Genomic DNA, 19,402 nt, shown 5'->3' on the forward strand with positions numbered 1-19,402 from the left:
ATATTTATATAAGAAAGGGTTGCCGATACAAGAGCTAGCCCTGTGTTTAAAAGCCCCTATTCAAAAGAATTGATGTATGAAAGCACTTCTTTTATTTATTGGTTTTGTAATAGTTCATTGCTTGTGGGGCGGGCTCTCTCACGCTTACGCTAAAAGTACTGCGTCTTTAGATAAAATGCAGTTAGTTAACGACAAGCTGTGGATGTATTACGAGGAAGGTAGTCAGCTTACTGCTGAAGACATCCTGACTAAATATCAGCAGAATACACTTATAAAAAATACTAATGGGCGCGTTAGTTATGGGTTCACTGGTAACACGGTTTGGGGTGTGTTGGCTGTTGAATTAGATACATATGGTGTTCTTGTTACTCGTATTGCTAAAAATAGCCCAATAAACGTACCTTTTCTTCCTCTGAAAATAGAAATAGATAATGCGTGGCTAGACGATATCGACCTCTATTTTTTCGAAAACGGTCAAAGAAAGCGTCATGTAAAACTCGGTGATAATCAGGTGCATAGTGCTCGCTTTGAAGACGCAAGAATGCCTTCCGTATTCTATCGATTTACCCAACCTGAAACGCTGGTGGTTTTTCGATTTTCCTCTGAAGATCCTATGACGATCCCCATATATGTAGGGCCCCCAGTAGTTGCCAAAAACAAGACAACGGAAAATGCGTATTTTTATGGCGCGTTGTACGGCGCACTCGTTATTTTATTGGTCTACAACTTGGTTCTATACTCCTATCTTAAAGAACGGCGCTACCTGCTTTATTCCTTATACCTTCTCTCGTTTTTACTATTTAACTTCACATATACCGGTCATGGTTTCTGGTGGCTTTGGTCAGAATCGATATTCCTTCAACAGTGGCTTTTGCCCGCGCTAATGTTTTTGTATTTGTTCAGTGCGGTAAGATTCACCATCGAGTTTCTTAATACCCAACTCTATCTACCAAAGCTCTATCGGTGTAGGAAGTATATCTATGGCGCATTGGGCGCACTCGCTGTCATCATTGTGTTGATTGGAAGTCGCTCTTTCGCGGTGATGTCGCAGCTTGCCGTTTTAACAACAATAGCGATTTGGATGTTGTTGATAGGAATTTTTGCCTACCGTAATGGCGACACATTAGCTAAATTTTTCCTTCCAGCCATTTTATGCGGAACCGGCGGTGCGATGGTGTCGAGTCTAGCCACATGGGGGCTTATTCCATACTCGAAATGGGCATTTAGAGGCATTGAAATCGGTATGGTGTTGGAAATGTCTTTGCTATCTATCTCACTGGCATTTAACTACAAACAAGTACAGCAAGCGCGCAGAAACGCCGAGCGTGACGCAAGGCTTGATCCGCTTACATCGCTTTATAATCGGCGAGCTTTTGAAGACTTGGTTTATCCTATTTGGGAGCTGGGAAAGCGCAGTAATAAGTTTATGTCAGTTATGCTTATTGATATCGACTGGTTTAAAAAAGTTAACGATAGGTATGGTCATGACATGGGCGACAAGGTGCTGCAAAAAGTAGCAGAAGAAATTAAAGGGCAAGTTAGGGGCTCTGATATTACCTTTCGCTGGGGCGGCGAAGAGTTTTTGGTATTTTTGCCCAATACTCGGGTGCATTACGCCAAGCAAATTGCCGAGAATCTCCGCGTACACCTTTTCACCCACGACATCAACAAATTCATACGAGTGACAGTAAGTATAGGTGTGGCAGGCACTTCGCCAGGCGAAGAGGATATTAATGTTCTCATTAAACAGTCAGACCAAGCCTTGTACCTAGCGAAAGCAAAAGGTCGAAACAAAGTGGTGCTTTGGGAGGAAGATTCAGAATAAGAGGAAATAACCAAGAGGAGAAATAAAGGGAAGTATCTAGCTGATTTATAAATACAGCATTCTCACGTATGATTCTGCTTTTCATTTTCTCAGAGTATCCTTTTCATGTACCAAGACTTTCAAGCAGAGTTGGCGTGGGCTAGCCTTCACATGCCGCGCACTCGTAATGCCATTGCATCACTTCCCGATCTGTCGAACGTTAAACTTGCTTGTAACATGCATTTAGATTTGAAAATGGCGCCTTTGGTTGAAGGGCTACTTTCACGAGGATGCGACATTTTTCTTACCACGTGTAACCCCACTACAGTGCAAGATGACGTGGTGTCTTACCTTGTTGATAAAGGCGCAACGGCCCATGCATGGCGTGATATGAGCGAGGCTGACTGGTCTGAGTCATTCGATAAAGCGCTGGCGTGGCAGCCTACCCATTTGTGTGAAATGGGCGCTGATCTGACAACTCGACTTCACGAAAAATTAAAAGCAAATAAACCAGTACCGAACATTGTATCGGGCTTAGAAGCAACGGGCTCTGGCATTAACCGTTTAAATGGTATGGCGCCAAACTATCCAATATTTAACTGGGATGATTTACCAGTAAAAGAAGGGCTTCACAACAGGCACATGGTGGGCTTAAGCGCATGGCAAACCTTCTTCCAAACCACTCATCTAACCCTGCACGAAAAAGTAGTAGTTGTTATTGGTTATGGTTTGGTTGGGCAGGGCGTTGCTGCCTCGGCTAAAGCGTTCGGGGCACAGGTTCAAGTTGCAGAGCTTGACCCTGCAAGAGCGCTTCAAGCGAAATACGACGGCTGGCCAGTGGTTGATTTAAATGAAGCAGCTAGTCAAGCTGACGTTGTTGCCACTGCAACTGGTGCGTATGGCGTGGTGAATGCGAGTCATCTAGACAACATGAAAGACGGAACGTTTATTTTAAACGTAGGCCATGTAGCCCAAGAAATTGATGTGCCTTACCTTAAAAACAACGCGACTCACAGTGAGCTAATGCCTTATGTAAATGCCTATAAACTGGGCGATAAAACACTGTATCTTCTAGCCGACGGCTCTATGTTTAACTTAACGGCGGGCTATGGTGACAGTATTAATGCCTTCGACGTAACCCTAGCCGTCATGGCTGCAGGCATTGGCTATATTGTGAATGAAGGTGCAACAAGCGAGAAAGGTTTGTACTTACTTCCAGAAGCTGCGTGGAAAAGTGCTCTGTAAAATTGAGTTGTAGTAAGCGAGTGTTCAGCATTAGTTACGCCATTTAACAGGCATCGCTACCCTCACTTATCTCGACTTTCCTGCCCATTATTGTACAGTGTGCCCGTTCTGATAAATTCATAGTTAAGGCGGGTTGATGGCCATTATCAATAGATAATCAGCCTTGCGCCAGCGTAGGGACAAAAAAATGGGCAAAATAATAGGCACAAAGACACCACAGCAGGCTTTAAATAGCCTCGTCAACATGACAGGCGATCTGCGCCCCATAGAACTTTCTGAATACAAGGCCCGAATTGCCATGGCGCAGCATTATATGCAGGAAAATGGCATTGGTGCGCTTTATTTAAACGCTGGTACTAACTTAGCGTATTTTACAGGCATGCAGTGGTACGCCAGTGAGCGTTTAGTCGGTGCGCTTTTGCCTGCAAAAGGTGACCTTGTATATCTAGCTCCTACCTTTGAAATCGACTCTTTAAACGAACGTAAATTAGTGGAAGGCGACATAATTGGCTGGCAAGAGCACGAGAGCCCATATGCGCTTGTCATAGCCATGCTAGATAAACTAAATACCGCTGGAGGCGATAAACTGGGTGTGGATGAGTCGACCCAGTTTTTTATCGTAGATGGTTTGAATAAGATGCTTGGCCAATCTTGGCAAATTATCAATGGTGCTGAGGTAACAGCACACTGTCGCATGCACAAATCTGAAAGTGAACTAGCGCTTATTCAACGTGCTATGGACATGACCCTAGCTGTGCATAAAGCGACTGCCAGTATGCTTTATGAAGGCATTACTACTATTGAAGTTGAAGCATTTATTAACGATGCACATAAGAAAGTGGGGGCCGCTGGTAACTATTTTTGCATTGTACTTTTTGGAAAAGCCACCTCGTTTCCCCACGGCGTTAAAGACCCTCAAGTACTAAAGAAGAACGACTTAGTATTGATTGATACTGGCTGTAAGGTGCATGGCTACCTCTCTGATATCACGAGAACCTATTGTTTTGGTGAGCCAACCGATAAGCAACGGGCATTATGGGAAAGCGAAAAGCGCGCGCAGCTTGCCGCATTTAACGCTGCAAAAGTTGGTGTTCCCTGTGGCGATGTGGATAAAGCCGCGCGAGACAGCTTAGCTAAAGATGGCTTAGGGCCAGACTATAACTTACCAGGTTTGCCCCATCGAACCGGGCACGGCATTGGTATGGATATTCACGAATGGCCGTATTTGGTGAAAGACAATCCTCACCCGCTAGCACCTGGCATGTGTTTCAGTAACGAACCTATGATCGTAGTGCCGAACGAGTTTGGTATTCGATTAGAAGATCACTTTTATATGACCGACGAGGGCCCAGTGTGGTTTACTGAGCCTAGTGAATCTATCGACTCTTTGTAAGTAGACTAAAATAAAGCTGCTCTTTGTTACGAAGAGCAGCTGTAGTGCGCGACTCCGCCAGCACTGAAAAATTCAAGTGGGCGCAGCTGGTAGTACTTATTCTCTACCTCTTTTGATTGCTCATCATAAGGCGCAGTAAGTATCTTCTGAAGTTCGTGAATTGGCGTAAAGTTACCTTTTTCTGCGGCTTTATAGGCAGGCACAATAAGCCATTCGCGCCATGTGAATTTAGGGTTTGCTTTACGCATATTCTCTGCAGTAGCAGCAATAGCGTTTGCTACATTACCTTGTGCTTCGGCGTCTTTTTCAATTCGCTCACGCCACGTTTGTAGCCATGCTTCCCATTCTGTCATGACCTCTGCTTTAGGCGGGTAATAAAAGCTTCTCGTCAAGCTTGCCATATCGTCAGGTATTGACGATAGCTCTCGGAAAAACAGATTGTAGTCCACGCCTGTGCGCAGCATTAATTGCAGTAGCTTGATAAGCAAGTCGTGGTCGTAGCTCGCAAGGCCAAGCTTTGTTGCCCACATACTCTCCATGGCGCGCTCCATAACGCCAGAAAAACCGTCGTTGATCTCGTCAAGCTTAGAGAGCTGTTCACTGTTGCCGTCAATTAGCGGCATCAGTGAGCGGCAGAACATATCAAAGTTCTTTTGCGCAGCAATGGGCTGGTTTAAAAACGAGAAGTGACGACCGCCGCCTGTCCAAGGTTGGTAGTCTGCTTCAAAAAATTCACAAAAGCCGAATGGCCCATAATCCAGCGTAAAGCCTCCTGCGGCGCAGTTATCGCTATTAAAATTGCCCTGGCAATAACCGACGCGAACCCAACCAGAAACAAGACGCGTTAGCCGGTCTCGAAATAGTGCAGCCAGCGTTACCACTTGCTCGTCAAACGGCGTGGTTGTGTCAATTTCACTTGAGTACTCTCGCTCAATAAGGTGCTTAACAATGGCTTTTAGTTCGTTTAGCGCTTCGCTGTGTTCGTTGCAGCGAGCACGCCTAGCAAAAAGCTCAATTTGCCCAACGCGCAAAAAGGAAGGGGCAACGCGTGTGGAGATTGCCGTGATATTTTCGACCATCACTTCAGGCTCATAAGAATGAGAGCCTTCGCGATACCACGGCCTGTCTACCGTGTCTGATTCCGACATAAACAAACTCAGTGAACGTGAGGTAGGAATGCCAAGGGCATGCATGTGTTCTTGCACTAAAAATTCGCGCACGCTAGAGCGCAATACGGCGCGCCCATCGGCGCCACGGCAGTAAGGCGTGCGACCCGCGCCTTTTAACTGCATTTCCCAACGCTTGCCGTTTAATACTGCTTCAACAATAGAGATTGCTCGTCCGTCACCGTAGCCGTTCCCCGTTCTAAACGGGCACTGCTGTGTGTATTCCGTCCCATAAATGGAAAGTGCGTAGCCAGTTGCCCAGCCGTAAGGTTTCATTGGGGCGGGTACTCCCGACATATCACCTGAAAAAAGCTGGGTGAAATCTTTTGATGTAGCCAAGCTGTCGTCTAAGCCTAATTCGGCAAACAGAGTTTTGCTGTGCGCAATGTATGTCGGTGCAGTTAATGGGGTCGGAGTAACCGGCACATAGTGACCAGAGAACACTTGGCGCGGGTCATGGTCGTTACCGTCAATGGTTGCTTGTGGATCTGGACTGAGCGTGTCGAGCAAAGAGTAATCTACATGCTTTGCGAATTCATCTAGCGTTTTGATACGTTCTGTCACTTCCATCACCTTTTGTTGCGTAGCCGTGGTTTATTACTCATTTGCCGAGTGCTCAATCATCAAGTTGAGCCCCTGAACGGCTGTGCATTGCGTTGCTGTATTTCTTCATTGTTTGACCAAGAACAAACAATGAGACTTACGCGCATTGTACTCTTATCTATACTTTTATGAAGGCATGAAGCGCCAACCGCGACTTTTACTTATTGGCGAAGTGCTCAGAAGAAATGATCAGAAATAGCGAATGGTCGGCGATGAATAAAGCAAAGAGGCTGGTAGATGGAAAGTGTCGTACTGCTGGGTAGCATAATTGGTGGGTTAGGTCTGTTCTTACTTGCCATCGGAATGATGACAGACGGACTTAAGTTGGCGGCAGGCAATGCACTGCGCACATTGCTCGCTAAATGGAGCAAAACGCCATTTAGAGGCGTGGTGTCGGGTGCGGCAATGACCGCTTTGGTGCAGTCCTCAAGTGCAGTCACTGTGGCATCTTTAGGCTTTGTTAACGCCGGTTTACTGAGTATGCGCCATGCCTTAGGTATAGTGTACGGCGCCAACATCGGCACCACCATGACAGGCTGGCTTGTCGCAATGGTAGGCTTTAAATTAAATATTCAGGCCGTTGCTTTGCCTATGATAGGCGTAGGCATGATCCTGAAATTATTAAAGCCCAATAGCCGTTTAGCGTCAGTCGGTATCGCCATCGCCGGCTTTGGTCTTTTCTTTGTAGGGATAGACAGTTTAAAAACAGCCTTTGAAGGAATAGTAAGTACCTTTGATCTTAGTCAGTTTAAAGCTGAAGGCGTTGAAGGTTTTCTTATGTACCTAGTGATTGGCTTTGTAATGACAGTGCTAACCCAGTCATCTAGTGCATCTATCGCGCTTACTATTACTGCGGCAACCTCAGGCATGGTGGGTATTTATGCCGCCGGCGCAATGGTTATTGGTGCAAATATAGGCACAACCTCTACGGCTATGTTCGCGTCAATTGGCGCTACCTCTAGCGCGAAGCGCGTTGCCGCTGCACAAGTTGTGTTTAACGTAGTGACAGCCGTTGTGGCTGCGCTTATTTTACCTCTGTTGTTTGGGCTAATCCATTGGATAACGGCGATTGCAGACATAGACGCCAACCCTGGCATCACGCTAGCCATTTTTCATACCTTATTTAATGTATTGGGCGTTGCACTTATTTTTCCCATGAACGACAAGCTAGCGAGCTTTCTTGAGAGACGTTTTGTATCGTTCGAGGAAGAGGCGTCTAAACCAAAGTATCTAGATAAAAATATAGCGCAGACTCCAGATTTGGCAGTAAACGCGCTCATTCTTGAACTGTTGTCAATTGCGGATCGCTTTCTCAATACCTACCCCAAATTACTTTCTCAGCGAAGTAACGAGACAAATGTTGTCGAAAATGAAATTAACGTTGTAGAAACCCTTTGCCAACACGTGTCGCAGTTTATCGTAGAAGTTGAGCGAGCCGCACTCAGTGAAGAAACCACTAAAGCATTATCGCTTCTTATGCGGGTTGAGCACTATGTTTATTCGATAGCGCAAAAGTCCTCAGCAATATTAATGTTGAGCAGCCGACGAGAGAAACTCAGTAGACCAGAATTAGAAGGGCAATTACTGAATCATTTATCAGTCACAACCGAGTTTATGAAAATGGTGCGCTGGAGACAATTTGATAATAGCGAAGCGTTAAATTTGCAGTTTGGCCTATTAGAAAAAGAGCATCATAAACTCAAATCAGCATTAGTACTTGGGGCGACACAAGGTGACATTGCGGTCGCACAAATGACTGATGCAACAGAGTGTATGGAATACCTTTTACAGATTGCCCAAATGTGGGTCAAAGTGTTCAGCCGAGTTCAACAGGTAGAGGACAGCATAACAACAGCAAATGTAAGTCAAACCGATAGTCAAACATTCCTAACATAATGAAAGGAGCCTGATATGGCAACACTCACTTTTTTAGGTGCGGTGGAGGGGGTGACAGGGTCGATGCACCTGCTCAAAACTGCGCATAGTACTTTGCTTTTAGATTGCGGTCTTTACCAGGGCAGGCGGGATGAGGAAGCGAAGAATCACGAGCCTCTGCCTATCGACGTAAGTGAAATTGATGCTGTTATTTTGTCGCATGCACACCTCGATCATTCTGGCCGTTTGCCTATTTTACTCAGAGAAGGGTATCGCGGGCCTATTTATATGACTCGACCCACCGTTGACCTAATAGAAGTGCTATTAAAAGATGCGGCGTCTTTACAAGAGCGCGACGCAGAATGGGAAAACAAGCGGCGGCAGCGCTCGGGGAAACCGCTCATTGAGCCTTTGTATCGCCAAGAAGAAGTGGACGGTGTGATGAAGCAGTGCATACCGACGCGCTACCACACTAAGCGTAAAATCACGCAAGACGTGGAAATTAACTTTGCTGATGCAGGTCATATTCTCGGCTCAGCGATAGTCGAAATACTTATTACTGAAGATGGCCAGACTAAAAAACTGGTTTTTTCTGGCGATCTTGGCAATTCGCAGGCGGCGTTACTCCGCGACCCAGACATAGTGACCGATGCTGATATTGTGCTGTTGGAATCGACCTATGGCGACCGCAATCATCGGTCAATGGAAGACACCCTCGATGAATTTGAACAAGTGATTTTGCAGGCCAGTGAGAATGGCGGAAATATCCTCATTCCTTCATTTGCTGTAGGGCGTACCCAAGAGATTATTTTTCGGTTGGGTGAGCTCTATCAACAAGGAAAATTACGTCATCAGAAGGTATTTCTAGATAGCCCAATGGCCATCGCGGTCACTGAAATTTATCACCGTTATCAAGATGTTTATAATGATGAAGATCTCGATGCCATTGAAGAAAGTGCTGAGCGTGCGCATAGCCACAACCAAAGCTTACATTCCCTACTGCCCATTTTGAGCTACACCACATCAACGGAAGAGTCTATTGCGCTTAATAAAGTAGTAAGTGGTGCCATTATTATTGCTGGCAGTGGCATGTGCAACGGAGGTCGTATTCGACATCATTTAAAGCAAAATTTATGGCGTAAGCAGTCACACGTGGTGTTTGTCGGCTTTCAGGCAATGGGTACGCCGGGACGAAAAATTATCGACGGCGCGACACACATGAAAATGGCTGGAGAAAATATTATTGTGCGCGCACAAATCCATACATTAGGAGGGTTTTCAGCGCATGCGAGTCAAGAGCAGCTTATCGGCTGGCTATCGCATTTTACTAAGCCACCGAAAGTTTACCTCGTTCACGGAGAAGATGGCGCTAAACAGGAATTGCAAAGCGCCATAAGGAACAAAGGGGGGAATGCTTCTATTCCGCAACTAAACGACATAGTAAGCTTTTAACCAGCTTGGAAGTAGCGGCTACTGGGCTATTGCTTAGGTCTAAGTGCGAGCTGCCCTTGCTCTACGGTTAGCTGCAAGGGTACGGTTGAAAGCATGCTTACTGCTTTGTTTGAAGGGTCTAAGCGATAAACAGGGTTATTGGCTAAATAGCCATTAATGAGCTGCATGAATTCGCCGCTGACAGGTGCTAAGTTACCTTTAAAGCCGCCTGCATCAATGGTGCTGTCGAGTAATGACAGTGAACGCACAAAAATGGCCTTCTCTTCGCTGTCATAGTAAGGCGTGCCTTCCAGCGAAAGGCTTACTTTTGCAGGGTAGTTCAAACCAAACGCACTGACACGTGCCGTCGCAATAGCGCCTAACTGCACCACGTCTCTGCCATCTGGGCCTATAGTTGCTGTCATGTCCTGCACGTCTAAATACAGAGGAATACCTGCAAGTGAAGTTCGCTTTTGCAGCTTACTTACTTGGCTATCAAGTACTTGTTCTAACTCGGCATTAGAAACGGTATAAACCGCCAGTTGAGATAGCGTCGCGCAGCCTGCAAGTAAGGTAGCGAAGGCAACAGAAAGTAGAATTCTCATAAAAGGTCTCTTTTAGCAATAAGTTGTTGAATTACACAGCGTGAGCCTTGAATACTCATGCTGCAACAACGAAGTGCTTGTATTGTACGGGCTCAGGTAAGGAATAAACAATGAAATCGTTAAACCGCTAAGACAGCGGCCTATTCGGGGAATCCATGAGTAGGAGAAAGGCACAAAGCGTAACGCTTAGAAAATACTGGGTTGCCAACTCTTAATGACCACTGGTGGAATATGTGCAATCGAAAGAGCGTGAACATGCCGTCATTTATATCTCAAGTTGGGCAGTTTGTCGCAATCAACTTGATTAGTTTATAGCAGCTGTATTACCGTGTCGCTCTCGGTTGGGGAGTAGCCTGTTTCCGTTTCAAATGGAAAAGTTTGTATCAACATAATTGGTCACATTACCATGGTACAAACACCTCTTGGTTGGCGAGACCATCGATAAGTCCACGCTTAAAGGTCAGGCGTGTGGATTTGTCATGGACTCAATTAGCCTGACCGGAGTTCTAAAACTATGAGTATCTTCGCTCTTATCTTGCTAGCCTTTGCTATGTCAACAGATGCGTTTGCCGCCGCGATAGGCAAAGGTGTCAAAATCAACCGCCCTCGTTTAAGTTTTGCCCTTAAAATTGGCCTTTTGTTCGGACTCATAGAGGCAACAACCCCATTTATAGGCTGGTTCATTGGTCGCGCAGCGTCTTCATACGTTGAAGCATGGGATCATTGGATTGCGCTAATCATTCTTTCTGGTTTTGGTGTTCATATGGTACTCGAGAGCCTGAAACCTGCCGAAGAAGAGTCAACGTCTCAAAAACAATCCTTTATTTTGTTGTGTATTACTGCGTTAGGTACAAGCATCGACGCAATGGCAGTGGGGGCAAGTCTCGCGCTAATTGAGGTGAATATTGCTATTGCTGCGACGTTAATTGGGATAGCCACTTTTTCGATGGTAACTATTGGCATTATGTTGGGCAGTGTTATGGGAACATTGATAGGTAAACGAGCAGAGACATTTGGTGGCATTGTGCTTGTTTCGGTAGGTGTTTGGATCTTCGCAAGCCACACACTTTAGCCTTTTATAGACGCAACTGCCCTGCCGTAGAGAAGTTGCGTCATTAGTTTCCAGCAGCGGCGTGAAAAGACGCCGCATCCAGTATTTCGTTGTTCCTATTCCCTTTCTATGAACGTTTAAAGCGTTCGTTACAAAAACTTTTGCTATAGCGCCTATAACAAAGCAGTATAAGAACTTCTTATTATTAAAAATAAAAAACACGACAAGGCACTATCTATGGTTTCACAGAGACTGGTTTCTCGGAAAATGGTGGCAGCTTTTGCTATTTGCGTAAGCGCACTTTCTGGTTTCTCGCATTCTGCATTCGCACTTGAAGATACAGTTAACCCTGAACTTTTCGATAAAATGGAGTATCGCTTTATTGGGCCCTATCGCGGTGGGCGTTCGGTAGCGGTTACAGGGGTTGAAGGCAATACCAACCTTTATTTTATGGGCACCGCAGGTGGCGGTGTTTGGAAAACCGAAAACGCGGGTTTATCGTGGAAAGCCATATCTGATAAAACTTTCACATTGGGCAGTATTGGTTCTATCGCCGTTGCCCCCTCAGACCCTAATGTTATTTACGTAGGTACGGGTGAAGGCCCTATTCGAGGCGTAACCACTAGCCACGGTAAAGGTATCTATAAATCTACTGACGGCGGTGAAACATGGAAACTGGTGGGTTTAGATAAACGCGGTCAAATCCCCAAAATTCGCGTACATCCAACCAATCCCGACGTAGCCTGGGCGGCGGTACAAGGCAATATTTGGGGGCCTAATGAAGAGCGCGGTATATTCAAAACGGTAGACGGCGGTAAAACATGGCAGCACGTGTTAAAAGTGAATGCCGATACCGGCGCCGCTGACTTAGCAATCGATCCCACTAACCCCAGGATTCTTTATGCCAGCATGTGGCATCACGGCAGAACGCCTTGGTTTATAAAATCAGGCGGCGAGGGCGGTGGCCTTTATAAGTCAACGGATGGCGGTGAAAACTGGGATAAGCTAGAAAAAGGGTTACCTACGCTTATTGGTAAAGTGGGAGTGGATATTTCCGCATCTAACCCGAAGCGCCTGTACGCCATTGTCGAGGCTGAAGAAGGGGGCGTCTATCGCAGTGATGACGCTGGTAAGTCGTGGTCGCTAATGAACGGCGACAATATTCTTAAGGCCCGTGCGTGGTACTACAACCACATCAAAGTTGACCCTAACGACGAAAACACCCTTTATGTTATGAATGTGCAGCTGCACAAATCTATTGATGGCGGCAAAACGTTCGAAACGGTTTCATTACCCCATGGCGATACCCACGATATGTGGATAAATCCTGAAAATAGCTTGAATATGATCAACGCTAATGACGGTGGCGCAACGGTTACCTTTGACGGCGGTGAATCGTGGTCAAGCATTTACAACCAGCCAACGGCGCAGTTTTATCGCGTCATTACCGACAACCTAAACCCTTATTATGTTTATGGTGGGCAGCAAGATAACTCAACCATGGCAACCCCATCTGAAACCTGGGGAGACGGCATGGGAATAGAAGACCAGTTCGCCGTGGGCGGCGGTGAAAGTGCACACATTGCGTTTAACCCTGACGATCCAACCCTTATTTACGCGACTACCATCAATGGGACACTCACTGAATACAACCGCGATACCGGGCTTACGCGCCCCATAATGCCTTACCCTGAATACGTGTTTGGCAGAAATGCGCGAGATCAAAAGTACCGTACCAACTGGAATGCTCCAGTGATAGTGTCAAAGCACGATCCTGACACCGTGTACTACGGCACCCAAATGATCTTAAAAACCACCGATCGCGGTGTGAATTGGCAGGAAATTAGCCCGGACTTGACTCGAAATGAGCCAGAAAAACAAGGGCTCAATGGCGGTCCAATAACGAATGAGCAAGCTGGTGCTGAATACTACAACACGGTTTTCTACATTGCTGAGTCGGCAGTTAACAAAGGTGAGCTTTGGGTGGGAGCCGATGACGGTAAGCTGCATATAACCCGTGATGAAGGCAAAAACTGGAAAGATATTACCCCTCACAAAAAAGAAGCGCAGGTTAATGCCATAGAACTTAGCCCTCACGCACAAGGCAGAGCTTACGTTGCGGTAGCAGGCTATAAATTAAATGACTATACGCCATATATTTATAAAACCGACAACTACGGCAAGCGTTGGAAGCGTATTGACGAAGGGCTGCCAGAAGACGCCTTTGTTCGCGTAGTGCGCGAGGATATAGAGCGCGAGGGCATGCTGTTCGCGGGGACAGAAAGCGGCATGTTTATTAGCTTCGACGACGGTAAACACTGGCAAGAACTAGACTTAAACCTGCCGCCCGTAGCGATTACCGATATGCAGGTAAAAGGTGATGACCTAGTTGTTGCAACGCAAGGGCGAGGTTTTTGGATATTAGATGACATAAGTCCGTTACGAGAAGTGCATAAATCACTTGATGGCGAAGCGCTGTTTCAGTTTGAACCCGTTGATGGTATTCGTTTGTTATCCGGTGGCGGCATGACCGACCAGCCACAAGCGAAAAACCCGCCGCGTGGCGCTACCTTCCGCTATTACCTGAAAGACGCGTTAGAAGAAGAACAAACGCTACGCATTGATATCTTTAATGCAGATAACGAACTGGTTCGCACACTATCATCTGCGCCCAATGCATTTGAGAAGTGTGCGAAGGGTAATGAAGACGTTCGCAGCCCCGTTAAATTTAAACACCCTTCAACAAAGGCGGGTTATAACGAGTTTGTATGGGATCTTCGCCGCGAGCCGTTGAACTGTATTGATAACGTAAAACTGTTTGGCGGTTGGAACGGTGCCCGTGTTATGCCGGGAGACTACAAAGCGAAAATCACAGTAGGTGAACAGTCACAAACCCGTGCGTTTAAAGTGCTTCCAGACCCAAGGGAAGAAGCGGATAAAGCGCAGCTTCAAGTGGTCGAAAAGAGCATTCAGGCAACAGAAACCTTACTGAATGATTTGTTTGCACACCTGCAAAAAGCCCGTGATGTAAGAGCTCAACTCAATGGTGTTTCTGGAGACAACGTGATGCTAGCTAGCGATGTGTCAGCGTCAATTGAACGCATTGTTAGCGCAATCGATGACTGGGAAGCATTAGTTATACAGCCTAAACATCAAACTTTTGAAGACGACATCAACTGGCCGAATATGCTCGACAGACAAGTACGCTTCTTAATGGACAACTTCGACAGAACAGGGGCGCCTGCACAAGCTGGTGCACTGAAAAGGTTGGAAGACTTAGAAGCAAAGTGGCAGCAATATAAAGTGCAGCTAGAAACCTTATTTGGCGAAGAAGTGAAGCCATTGAACGAAAAGCTCTCAAAGCAAGGCGCGTTTGATTTAGAGAGTTTGTAGGCTATATGTCTACAATTTTTAGCTAAAACTTGTAAATAAAAAAGGCCAGAAGATATTATCTTTCTGGCCTTTTTTTCTAGAAGTGACCCATCCTAAATAGCGTTGACACTTTTCAAACTTAATTTGGAGAGTGTAATGAAATCAAATAGCAAAAGAACTCAACGTGATTATTCCCTCGCTTTTAAACTGGCCGTTGTAGACCAAGTTGAAAAAGACGAATTCACATATAAACAAGCACAAGACCACTACGGAATTAAGGGGTGTTCAACGGTTTTAGTTTGGCTTCGTAAGCATGGTCGTCTATATTGGACGGATGGTAGACCTAAGCTTCTTAAACGAGGTAACTGCGTGTATAAGTCCAAAGTAGAGCTCACTCCAGAACAGCGTATTAAGGCTCTGAAGAAAGAGCTTGCTGATACGAAAATGAAAGCGACTATGCCGTAACATTACGAGGACAGCAGTAAGTGAGAATCGCTTAAGTCTGGCATCCATAGGCAAGGTCAGATACGAACTAAAGACTCCTTACCATTTAGGTACAGCACCCATATTCTTTTAACCGCTAGATTTCATTGCTTGTATTACTGAACCTCGGCCATCACCGCCACTTTGTGCACCGCCAGAAGTAACATTTGAAGATGAATAAACGATCCAACAAGATTTTATCTGTGACGCCAAAGTAAAAATACTACCGACAAATTCAAGATTAGGACGGTTCAAGCAAACTTACGTCCACCTATCCTTTTCTGTTCTAATGGACAGGCACTTATAGATAACGCTAAGCAAATTGTTCAAACATTTCTATTTAAATAACACTGAATACATGATCAACCTGTCCTAAAGTGTTATTGTTATTAAGTATAGGAGATAGCATTAATCGTTCTTGAACGCTAAACAAAGGGAATGTGATGAAGGCTTTTATTAGTTATATTTCAACTCTACTCATTTTTGTTGGTCTAACGATCACTAATCCCTCTTTGACCTTTGCTAAAGAGCAGCATTTTTCAGAGGTTTCCTATCCCGTTAGCTTTATTGATATAGATACATCAACTGAGATTAATGTTTTAAGTGATCGGTTTCTAGTCAGGAAGGGCGATACGGCTTTTTACTTTGACACTGAATTTTCAGACAATGTCACTCATATCAATACGATTAATCTCACAACTAAGATAAAGCGAACTATTGCGTCAGTATCCAGCAGGAACCACGTGTCCAGCGCCGTCATTGCGGGAGATTACTTATATTTCATTTGTGGTGGTAGCGGAGAGCTTTATAAGCTTGAACTTGACTCTTATGAAACTGAGCAAGTTACCGACATAAACGGAAGTTTTAGCTCTCTTATCGCAATAAACGATGCGATTTATTTGAGAGCGAATTTTTCTAATTTTTCCTATCAAGGTGGCAGAATAATGTATTACTCACCGGAGACCGGGGAGCTAGATTTTTTGGGGGATTTTGGTGATCTAACAAACGTTGGTAAAATCATCGAGTACGATGGAAAAATCATTTTTGATGCTACCGAATCCACATACGGCCATGAGGTTCGAGTGTTAGATTTGGTTAATAATGAGGCTTATACCTTGGATTTTACGTCTGGTGCTGGTTCTTCTGAGATTATTTCTTTTATTGCTCACAAGGGGGAGTTACTCCATGTATCTGAAAACCCTGTCGACGACACTTATGACTTCTACTTTTACGACCTTACAGCTAAAACATGGGCCTTCGGATTTGATATTAGCCTGGAAAATACAAGTGGTACACCTAGGATAGGTTTATTTAAATCGCTTGATAGTGGCATATTTTTTAATTTATTTTTAGACGGTGAGCGTTTTCCGTTATTTGTTGATTCGCATATCAATGAGCTTAAAAATTTTGAAAATATGGCTGGTAGCAGCCAAATGGATTTGGTTAGTAGTGTATTTGAGGTCAACGGAATAATTTACTTTTCTACGGTGGCTAACGATAACCCGTTCGCGTTTTATTCATATAATCCTGCCTCGTCTGAAATTCAGGACCTGACTTCTGCACTTACTCCTGATTTTCCCATTCTCCTTTCACAGCTAGGTGAATTACCACCTATCGGAGAACTGACAGATTTTGCAGTACATGGAACGACGGTTTATTTAAGTCTCTATTTTAAAACATATGGAACCGAATCTATAGTAAACCTCAATATGGATTCACTGGTATTGAGTGAGGTTACTGAAATTGATCCAGCATCCTCTGACCCTAAACACTTTTTCGCATCCGGCGACCATGTCTTTTTTTCTGCTGTGACCGCAGCAGAAGGGAGAGAGCTTTTTGTATCTCGTTCATTAGGCAGTACACTTATCAGTCAGGATTTGGTATCGGGTGAAGATTCGGGCAATCCTCAGGACTTCCTCTTTTATTATGGTGATGTATATTTTACGGCATTAAATAATGGAGTTCGGCACCTTTTTAAATCCAATCCAGATGCAACAAGCTCTGAGCTTGTTGACCTATCATCTATCAGTCAGGAGAGTGTTTGTGATGTAGTAGCCACAACCAACTTTTTGTTTTTAAACTTCTGCAACGCTAATCAGTGGACCCGGCTTGATAAAAGCTATAGAAATCTGGGCATGGATTTTTTAGGAGGATATCATCTGACAGATATTTCAAGCGAAAAGATACTGAAAAGAAATGATAAACTTTATTTTTTCGCATCATCTGAAATATATCAAATAGATGCGAACCGCGAGCAAGTTATTCAAATATCGCTTACTGATTTAACTGATGTTGCCCCGGTTGGAAGTATTGAAAACACCCTTTTTTTTACGGCAGAAGAGGGGGCGGTGTATAACCGTGCTCTTTATAGTTACAACACAGAGAGCGGAGTTCGCGCGAAACTGGTTGAGTCGCCAACTGACATTATCGTTACTGATAATGAATTATTTTTGGGGGCCTTAGATGCCGCTGCCGGTGTTGAATTATTTAAGTTTGATGTAGCTACAAGTGCCCTTACTTTGCTGAGCGATTTATACCCTGGCCAGTTAGGTAGTTCTCCTGCCAACTTTGTGAAGGCAAATGGACGAGTGTTCTTCACTGCTACTAATGATGGCTCATCACAGCAGCTCTACGAAGTTATTATTGAAACAGAAGAAATAAAAACAGTTGATATTAGTGATTTGGACGGTGGAAATATAAATACTATATATGCATCATCTAATGGATTGTTCGTTAATGCATCTACTCAAAGCGGAAATGAATTATATATATATAAATTAAATTCAAAAATAAGTAACGACGTAGACGGCGATGGTAAATCCGACATCCTGTGGCGCAGTTATGCCAAGGGCTGGAACTTCCTGTGGGCGATGGATGGTATTCAAACAGCCACCGTCACGCCGATTAACGTGGTGCCAGAATACACCTGGGATATAGTGGGTCAGGGCGACTATGATGCCGATGGTAAGTCGGATATCTTTTGGCGTAACCGTGATACAGGGCATAACTTTATCTACCTGATGAACGGCGCGGTGTATAAGTCTCGCTATACGCTCAACTATGTGGGTGCAGAAGACTGGCGTTTAGCCGGTAGCGGTGACTTTGATGGTGATGGCATTGGTGATGTGCTGTGGCATAACGTCAACCGCGGTGACACCTGGTTCTACCTGATGGAAGGCGGTGTGATAAGAGACAGCCTGCCCTCACTGTGGGTAACCGACCTGAACTATGAAATAGCGGCGACGGGCGATATTGATGGTGATGGTGACGATGATGTGATTTGGCGTAACACGGCCAGTGGCATTAACTATGTGTGGATAATGCAGGGCGGTGCCATAGCTAACCGTTACATTCTCAACAGTGTAAATACCGAGTGGGATATTGCGGGCACTGGTGACCTGAATGGAGATGGTACTGATGACATTATCCTGCGTAATAAGGTAAGCGGTGATAACTGGGCGTATTTCATGGAAGGTGGACTTATCAGAGAAAGCACCATGATAAATAAGGTAGCCGACACCGACTGGAAAATTGCCAACGTTGGTGATTACGATGGCGACGGCAAAGCCGACTTCCTGTGGCGCCACGCCCCGGATTCAAAAAACCTAGTGCATTTAATGGACGGCATCACTGTTAAAGCCAAAGGTGTTCTCAGAACATCTGATGATACTTGGCAGGTAGCAAAGTGAAATTTTACTAAATATCCCCATTAAATTTTTATTTAAGCTATCTATTACAGTCGGGTGTGTTAGTGTGGTTTGAAGTGTGATTTTTGATCATTTCTACGTGTATTATCCTAGGTAATATTTAGGGAACAGTGACAGTAGGTTTATCTATTATTTATTTCTCCGATTTTCTTTTGTGAATACAGAGCTACATCATTAGAGTGATTTATGAGAGCTTTTTTATATTTCTATTTCAGCTATTCGAATAAGGTATTTCCCGCAGTGGGCGATGAAAGGTTTGCAATCGAGCTCGATTTTTTAACAGAAGAGATTCCAGATGGTGTTGCGATCGATAAAAGCGATGATGTTCTCGTTGCAGAAAAGAGTGGAATTACTAACCTGAATATTATCTGGATATGTTCTTTTTAATACGGTTTTGTGGGGGCTCCCTGTGGCTCCTCATCAAGCCCGGTGATTGATAATAGTGAAAATATTTATCTAAGCGCGCCGACCGCAGAGTCAATGCGCTATGTAGTGATGGGGAAGTTCTTTGGAGTCTTTATAATGTTGGGTTTATCACTTTAACAACGGCAGCTCTTTCTATTGTTGTAGGTTTTATACGTTGAACTCTGATGGAGTTCAGATGTGGCGTTACGACATAGAGGTTTTTTTACAACTTTACCTGCAATGTCGAATGATGGACTAATAG

Annotated in this window: 11 protein-coding genes, 1 pseudogene and 1 riboswitch; of the genes and pseudogenes, 10 read left to right on the plus strand and 2 right to left on the minus strand. The window is 44.7% G+C overall.

Annotated features, from left to right (window positions below; translation table 11 throughout):
- Positions 1-76 precede the first annotated feature (76 nt).
- The 3 genes from AC27KT_RS10215 (at position 77) to AC27KT_RS10225 (ending at position 4,442) form a co-directional block, all read left to right on the plus strand.
- The gene (locus tag AC27KT_RS10215) at positions 77-1,825 is read left to right on the plus strand and encodes a sensor domain-containing diguanylate cyclase (protein ID WP_487129630.1); all 1,749 of its coding nucleotides are present in this window, start codon (positions 77-79) and stop codon (positions 1,823-1,825) included.
- Between the two features lie 105 nt (positions 1,826-1,930).
- Complete coding sequence (locus AC27KT_RS10220; RefSeq protein ID WP_487129632.1) at positions 1,931-3,049, plus strand: adenosylhomocysteinase; 1,119 nt, start codon at positions 1,931-1,933, stop codon at positions 3,047-3,049.
- A gap of 187 nt (positions 3,050-3,236) precedes the next feature.
- Positions 3,237-4,442, plus strand: a complete 1,206-nt coding sequence (locus tag AC27KT_RS10225; RefSeq protein ID WP_487129634.1) for a M24 family metallopeptidase — start codon at positions 3,237-3,239, stop codon at positions 4,440-4,442.
- A gap of 26 nt (positions 4,443-4,468) precedes the next feature.
- Here the strand turns inward: AC27KT_RS10225 and AC27KT_RS10230 are convergent, their stop codons facing one another.
- Positions 4,469-6,178, minus strand: a complete 1,710-nt coding sequence (locus AC27KT_RS10230; RefSeq protein ID WP_487129636.1) for a protein adenylyltransferase SelO — start codon at positions 6,176-6,178, stop codon at positions 4,469-4,471.
- 270 nt (positions 6,179-6,448) lie between these two features.
- On the opposite strand from AC27KT_RS10230, the gene AC27KT_RS10235 reads away from it, so the two are divergent.
- Complete coding sequence (locus tag AC27KT_RS10235; RefSeq protein WP_487129638.1) at positions 6,449-8,107, plus strand: Na/Pi cotransporter family protein; 1,659 nt, start codon at positions 6,449-6,451, stop codon at positions 8,105-8,107.
- 15 nt (positions 8,108-8,122) lie between these two features.
- Complete coding sequence (locus tag AC27KT_RS10240) at positions 8,123-9,538, plus strand: MBL fold metallo-hydrolase RNA specificity domain-containing protein (protein ID WP_159493531.1); 1,416 nt, start codon at positions 8,123-8,125, stop codon at positions 9,536-9,538.
- Between the two features lie 26 nt (positions 9,539-9,564).
- Here AC27KT_RS10240 and AC27KT_RS10245 read toward each other — a convergent pair whose 3' ends face one another.
- Positions 9,565-10,122, minus strand: coding sequence for a YceB family lipoprotein (locus tag AC27KT_RS10245; protein ID WP_487129640.1), 558 nt, complete (start codon positions 10,120-10,122; stop codon positions 9,565-9,567).
- A 334-nt stretch (positions 10,123-10,456) separates the two neighbouring features.
- Positions 10,457-10,584, plus strand: a riboswitch (yybP-ykoY riboswitch).
- 52 nt (positions 10,585-10,636) lie between these two features.
- Here AC27KT_RS10245 and AC27KT_RS10250 point away from each other — a divergent pair.
- From AC27KT_RS10250 to AC27KT_RS10270, 5 genes and pseudogenes are all read left to right on the plus strand, one after another.
- Positions 10,637-11,194: a manganese efflux pump MntP gene (locus AC27KT_RS10250; protein ID WP_487129642.1), complete on the plus strand. Its 558-nt coding sequence runs from the start codon at positions 10,637-10,639 to the stop codon at positions 11,192-11,194.
- Between the two features lie 216 nt (positions 11,195-11,410).
- A complete protein-coding gene (locus AC27KT_RS10255; protein WP_487129644.1) occupies positions 11,411-14,566 on the plus strand; it encodes a WD40/YVTN/BNR-like repeat-containing protein in 3,156 nt (1,051 codons plus the stop codon).
- 135 nt (positions 14,567-14,701) lie between these two features.
- Positions 14,702-14,998 (plus strand): annotated as a pseudogene (locus AC27KT_RS10260) (IS3 family transposase); the annotation flags it as partial.
- A gap of 473 nt (positions 14,999-15,471) precedes the next feature.
- Entirely contained in the window at positions 15,472-18,717 is a 3,246-nt protein-coding gene (locus AC27KT_RS10265; RefSeq protein ID WP_487129646.1) for an FG-GAP-like repeat-containing protein, read from the plus strand.
- 204 nt (positions 18,718-18,921) lie between these two features.
- A complete protein-coding gene (locus AC27KT_RS10270) occupies positions 18,922-19,122 on the plus strand; it encodes a hypothetical protein (protein WP_487129648.1) in 201 nt (66 codons plus the stop codon).
- The last annotated feature ends 280 nt before the right edge of the window (positions 19,123-19,402 follow it).

The organism is Alteromonas sp. 5NW40-0090 (assembly GCF_057552975.1).

What these genes read in the sequence shown, in the direction of transcription:
- AC27KT_RS10250 (WP_487129642.1), top strand. Translation starts at nt 10,637, where the DNA reads ATGAGTATCTTCGCTCTTATCTTGCTAGCCTTTGCTATGTCAACAGAT.
- AC27KT_RS10230 (WP_487129636.1), bottom strand. Translation starts at nt 6,178, where the DNA reads ATGGAAGTGACAGAACGTATCAAAACGCTAGATGAATTCGCAAAGCAT.
- AC27KT_RS10265 (WP_487129646.1), top strand. Translation starts at nt 15,472, where the DNA reads ATGAAGGCTTTTATTAGTTATATTTCAACTCTACTCATTTTTGTTGGT.
- AC27KT_RS10220 (WP_487129632.1), top strand. Translation starts at nt 1,931, where the DNA reads ATGTACCAAGACTTTCAAGCAGAGTTGGCGTGGGCTAGCCTTCACATG.
- AC27KT_RS10235 (WP_487129638.1), top strand. Translation starts at nt 6,449, where the DNA reads ATGGAAAGTGTCGTACTGCTGGGTAGCATAATTGGTGGGTTAGGTCTG.
- AC27KT_RS10270 (WP_487129648.1), top strand. Translation starts at nt 18,922, where the DNA reads ATGAGAGCTTTTTTATATTTCTATTTCAGCTATTCGAATAAGGTATTT.
- AC27KT_RS10255 (WP_487129644.1), top strand. Translation starts at nt 11,411, where the DNA reads ATGGTTTCACAGAGACTGGTTTCTCGGAAAATGGTGGCAGCTTTTGCT.
- AC27KT_RS10225 (WP_487129634.1), top strand. Translation starts at nt 3,237, where the DNA reads ATGGGCAAAATAATAGGCACAAAGACACCACAGCAGGCTTTAAATAGC.
- AC27KT_RS10215 (WP_487129630.1), top strand. Translation starts at nt 77, where the DNA reads ATGAAAGCACTTCTTTTATTTATTGGTTTTGTAATAGTTCATTGCTTG.
- AC27KT_RS10245 (WP_487129640.1), bottom strand. Translation starts at nt 10,122, where the DNA reads ATGAGAATTCTACTTTCTGTTGCCTTCGCTACCTTACTTGCAGGCTGC.
- AC27KT_RS10240 (WP_159493531.1), top strand. Translation starts at nt 8,123, where the DNA reads ATGGCAACACTCACTTTTTTAGGTGCGGTGGAGGGGGTGACAGGGTCG.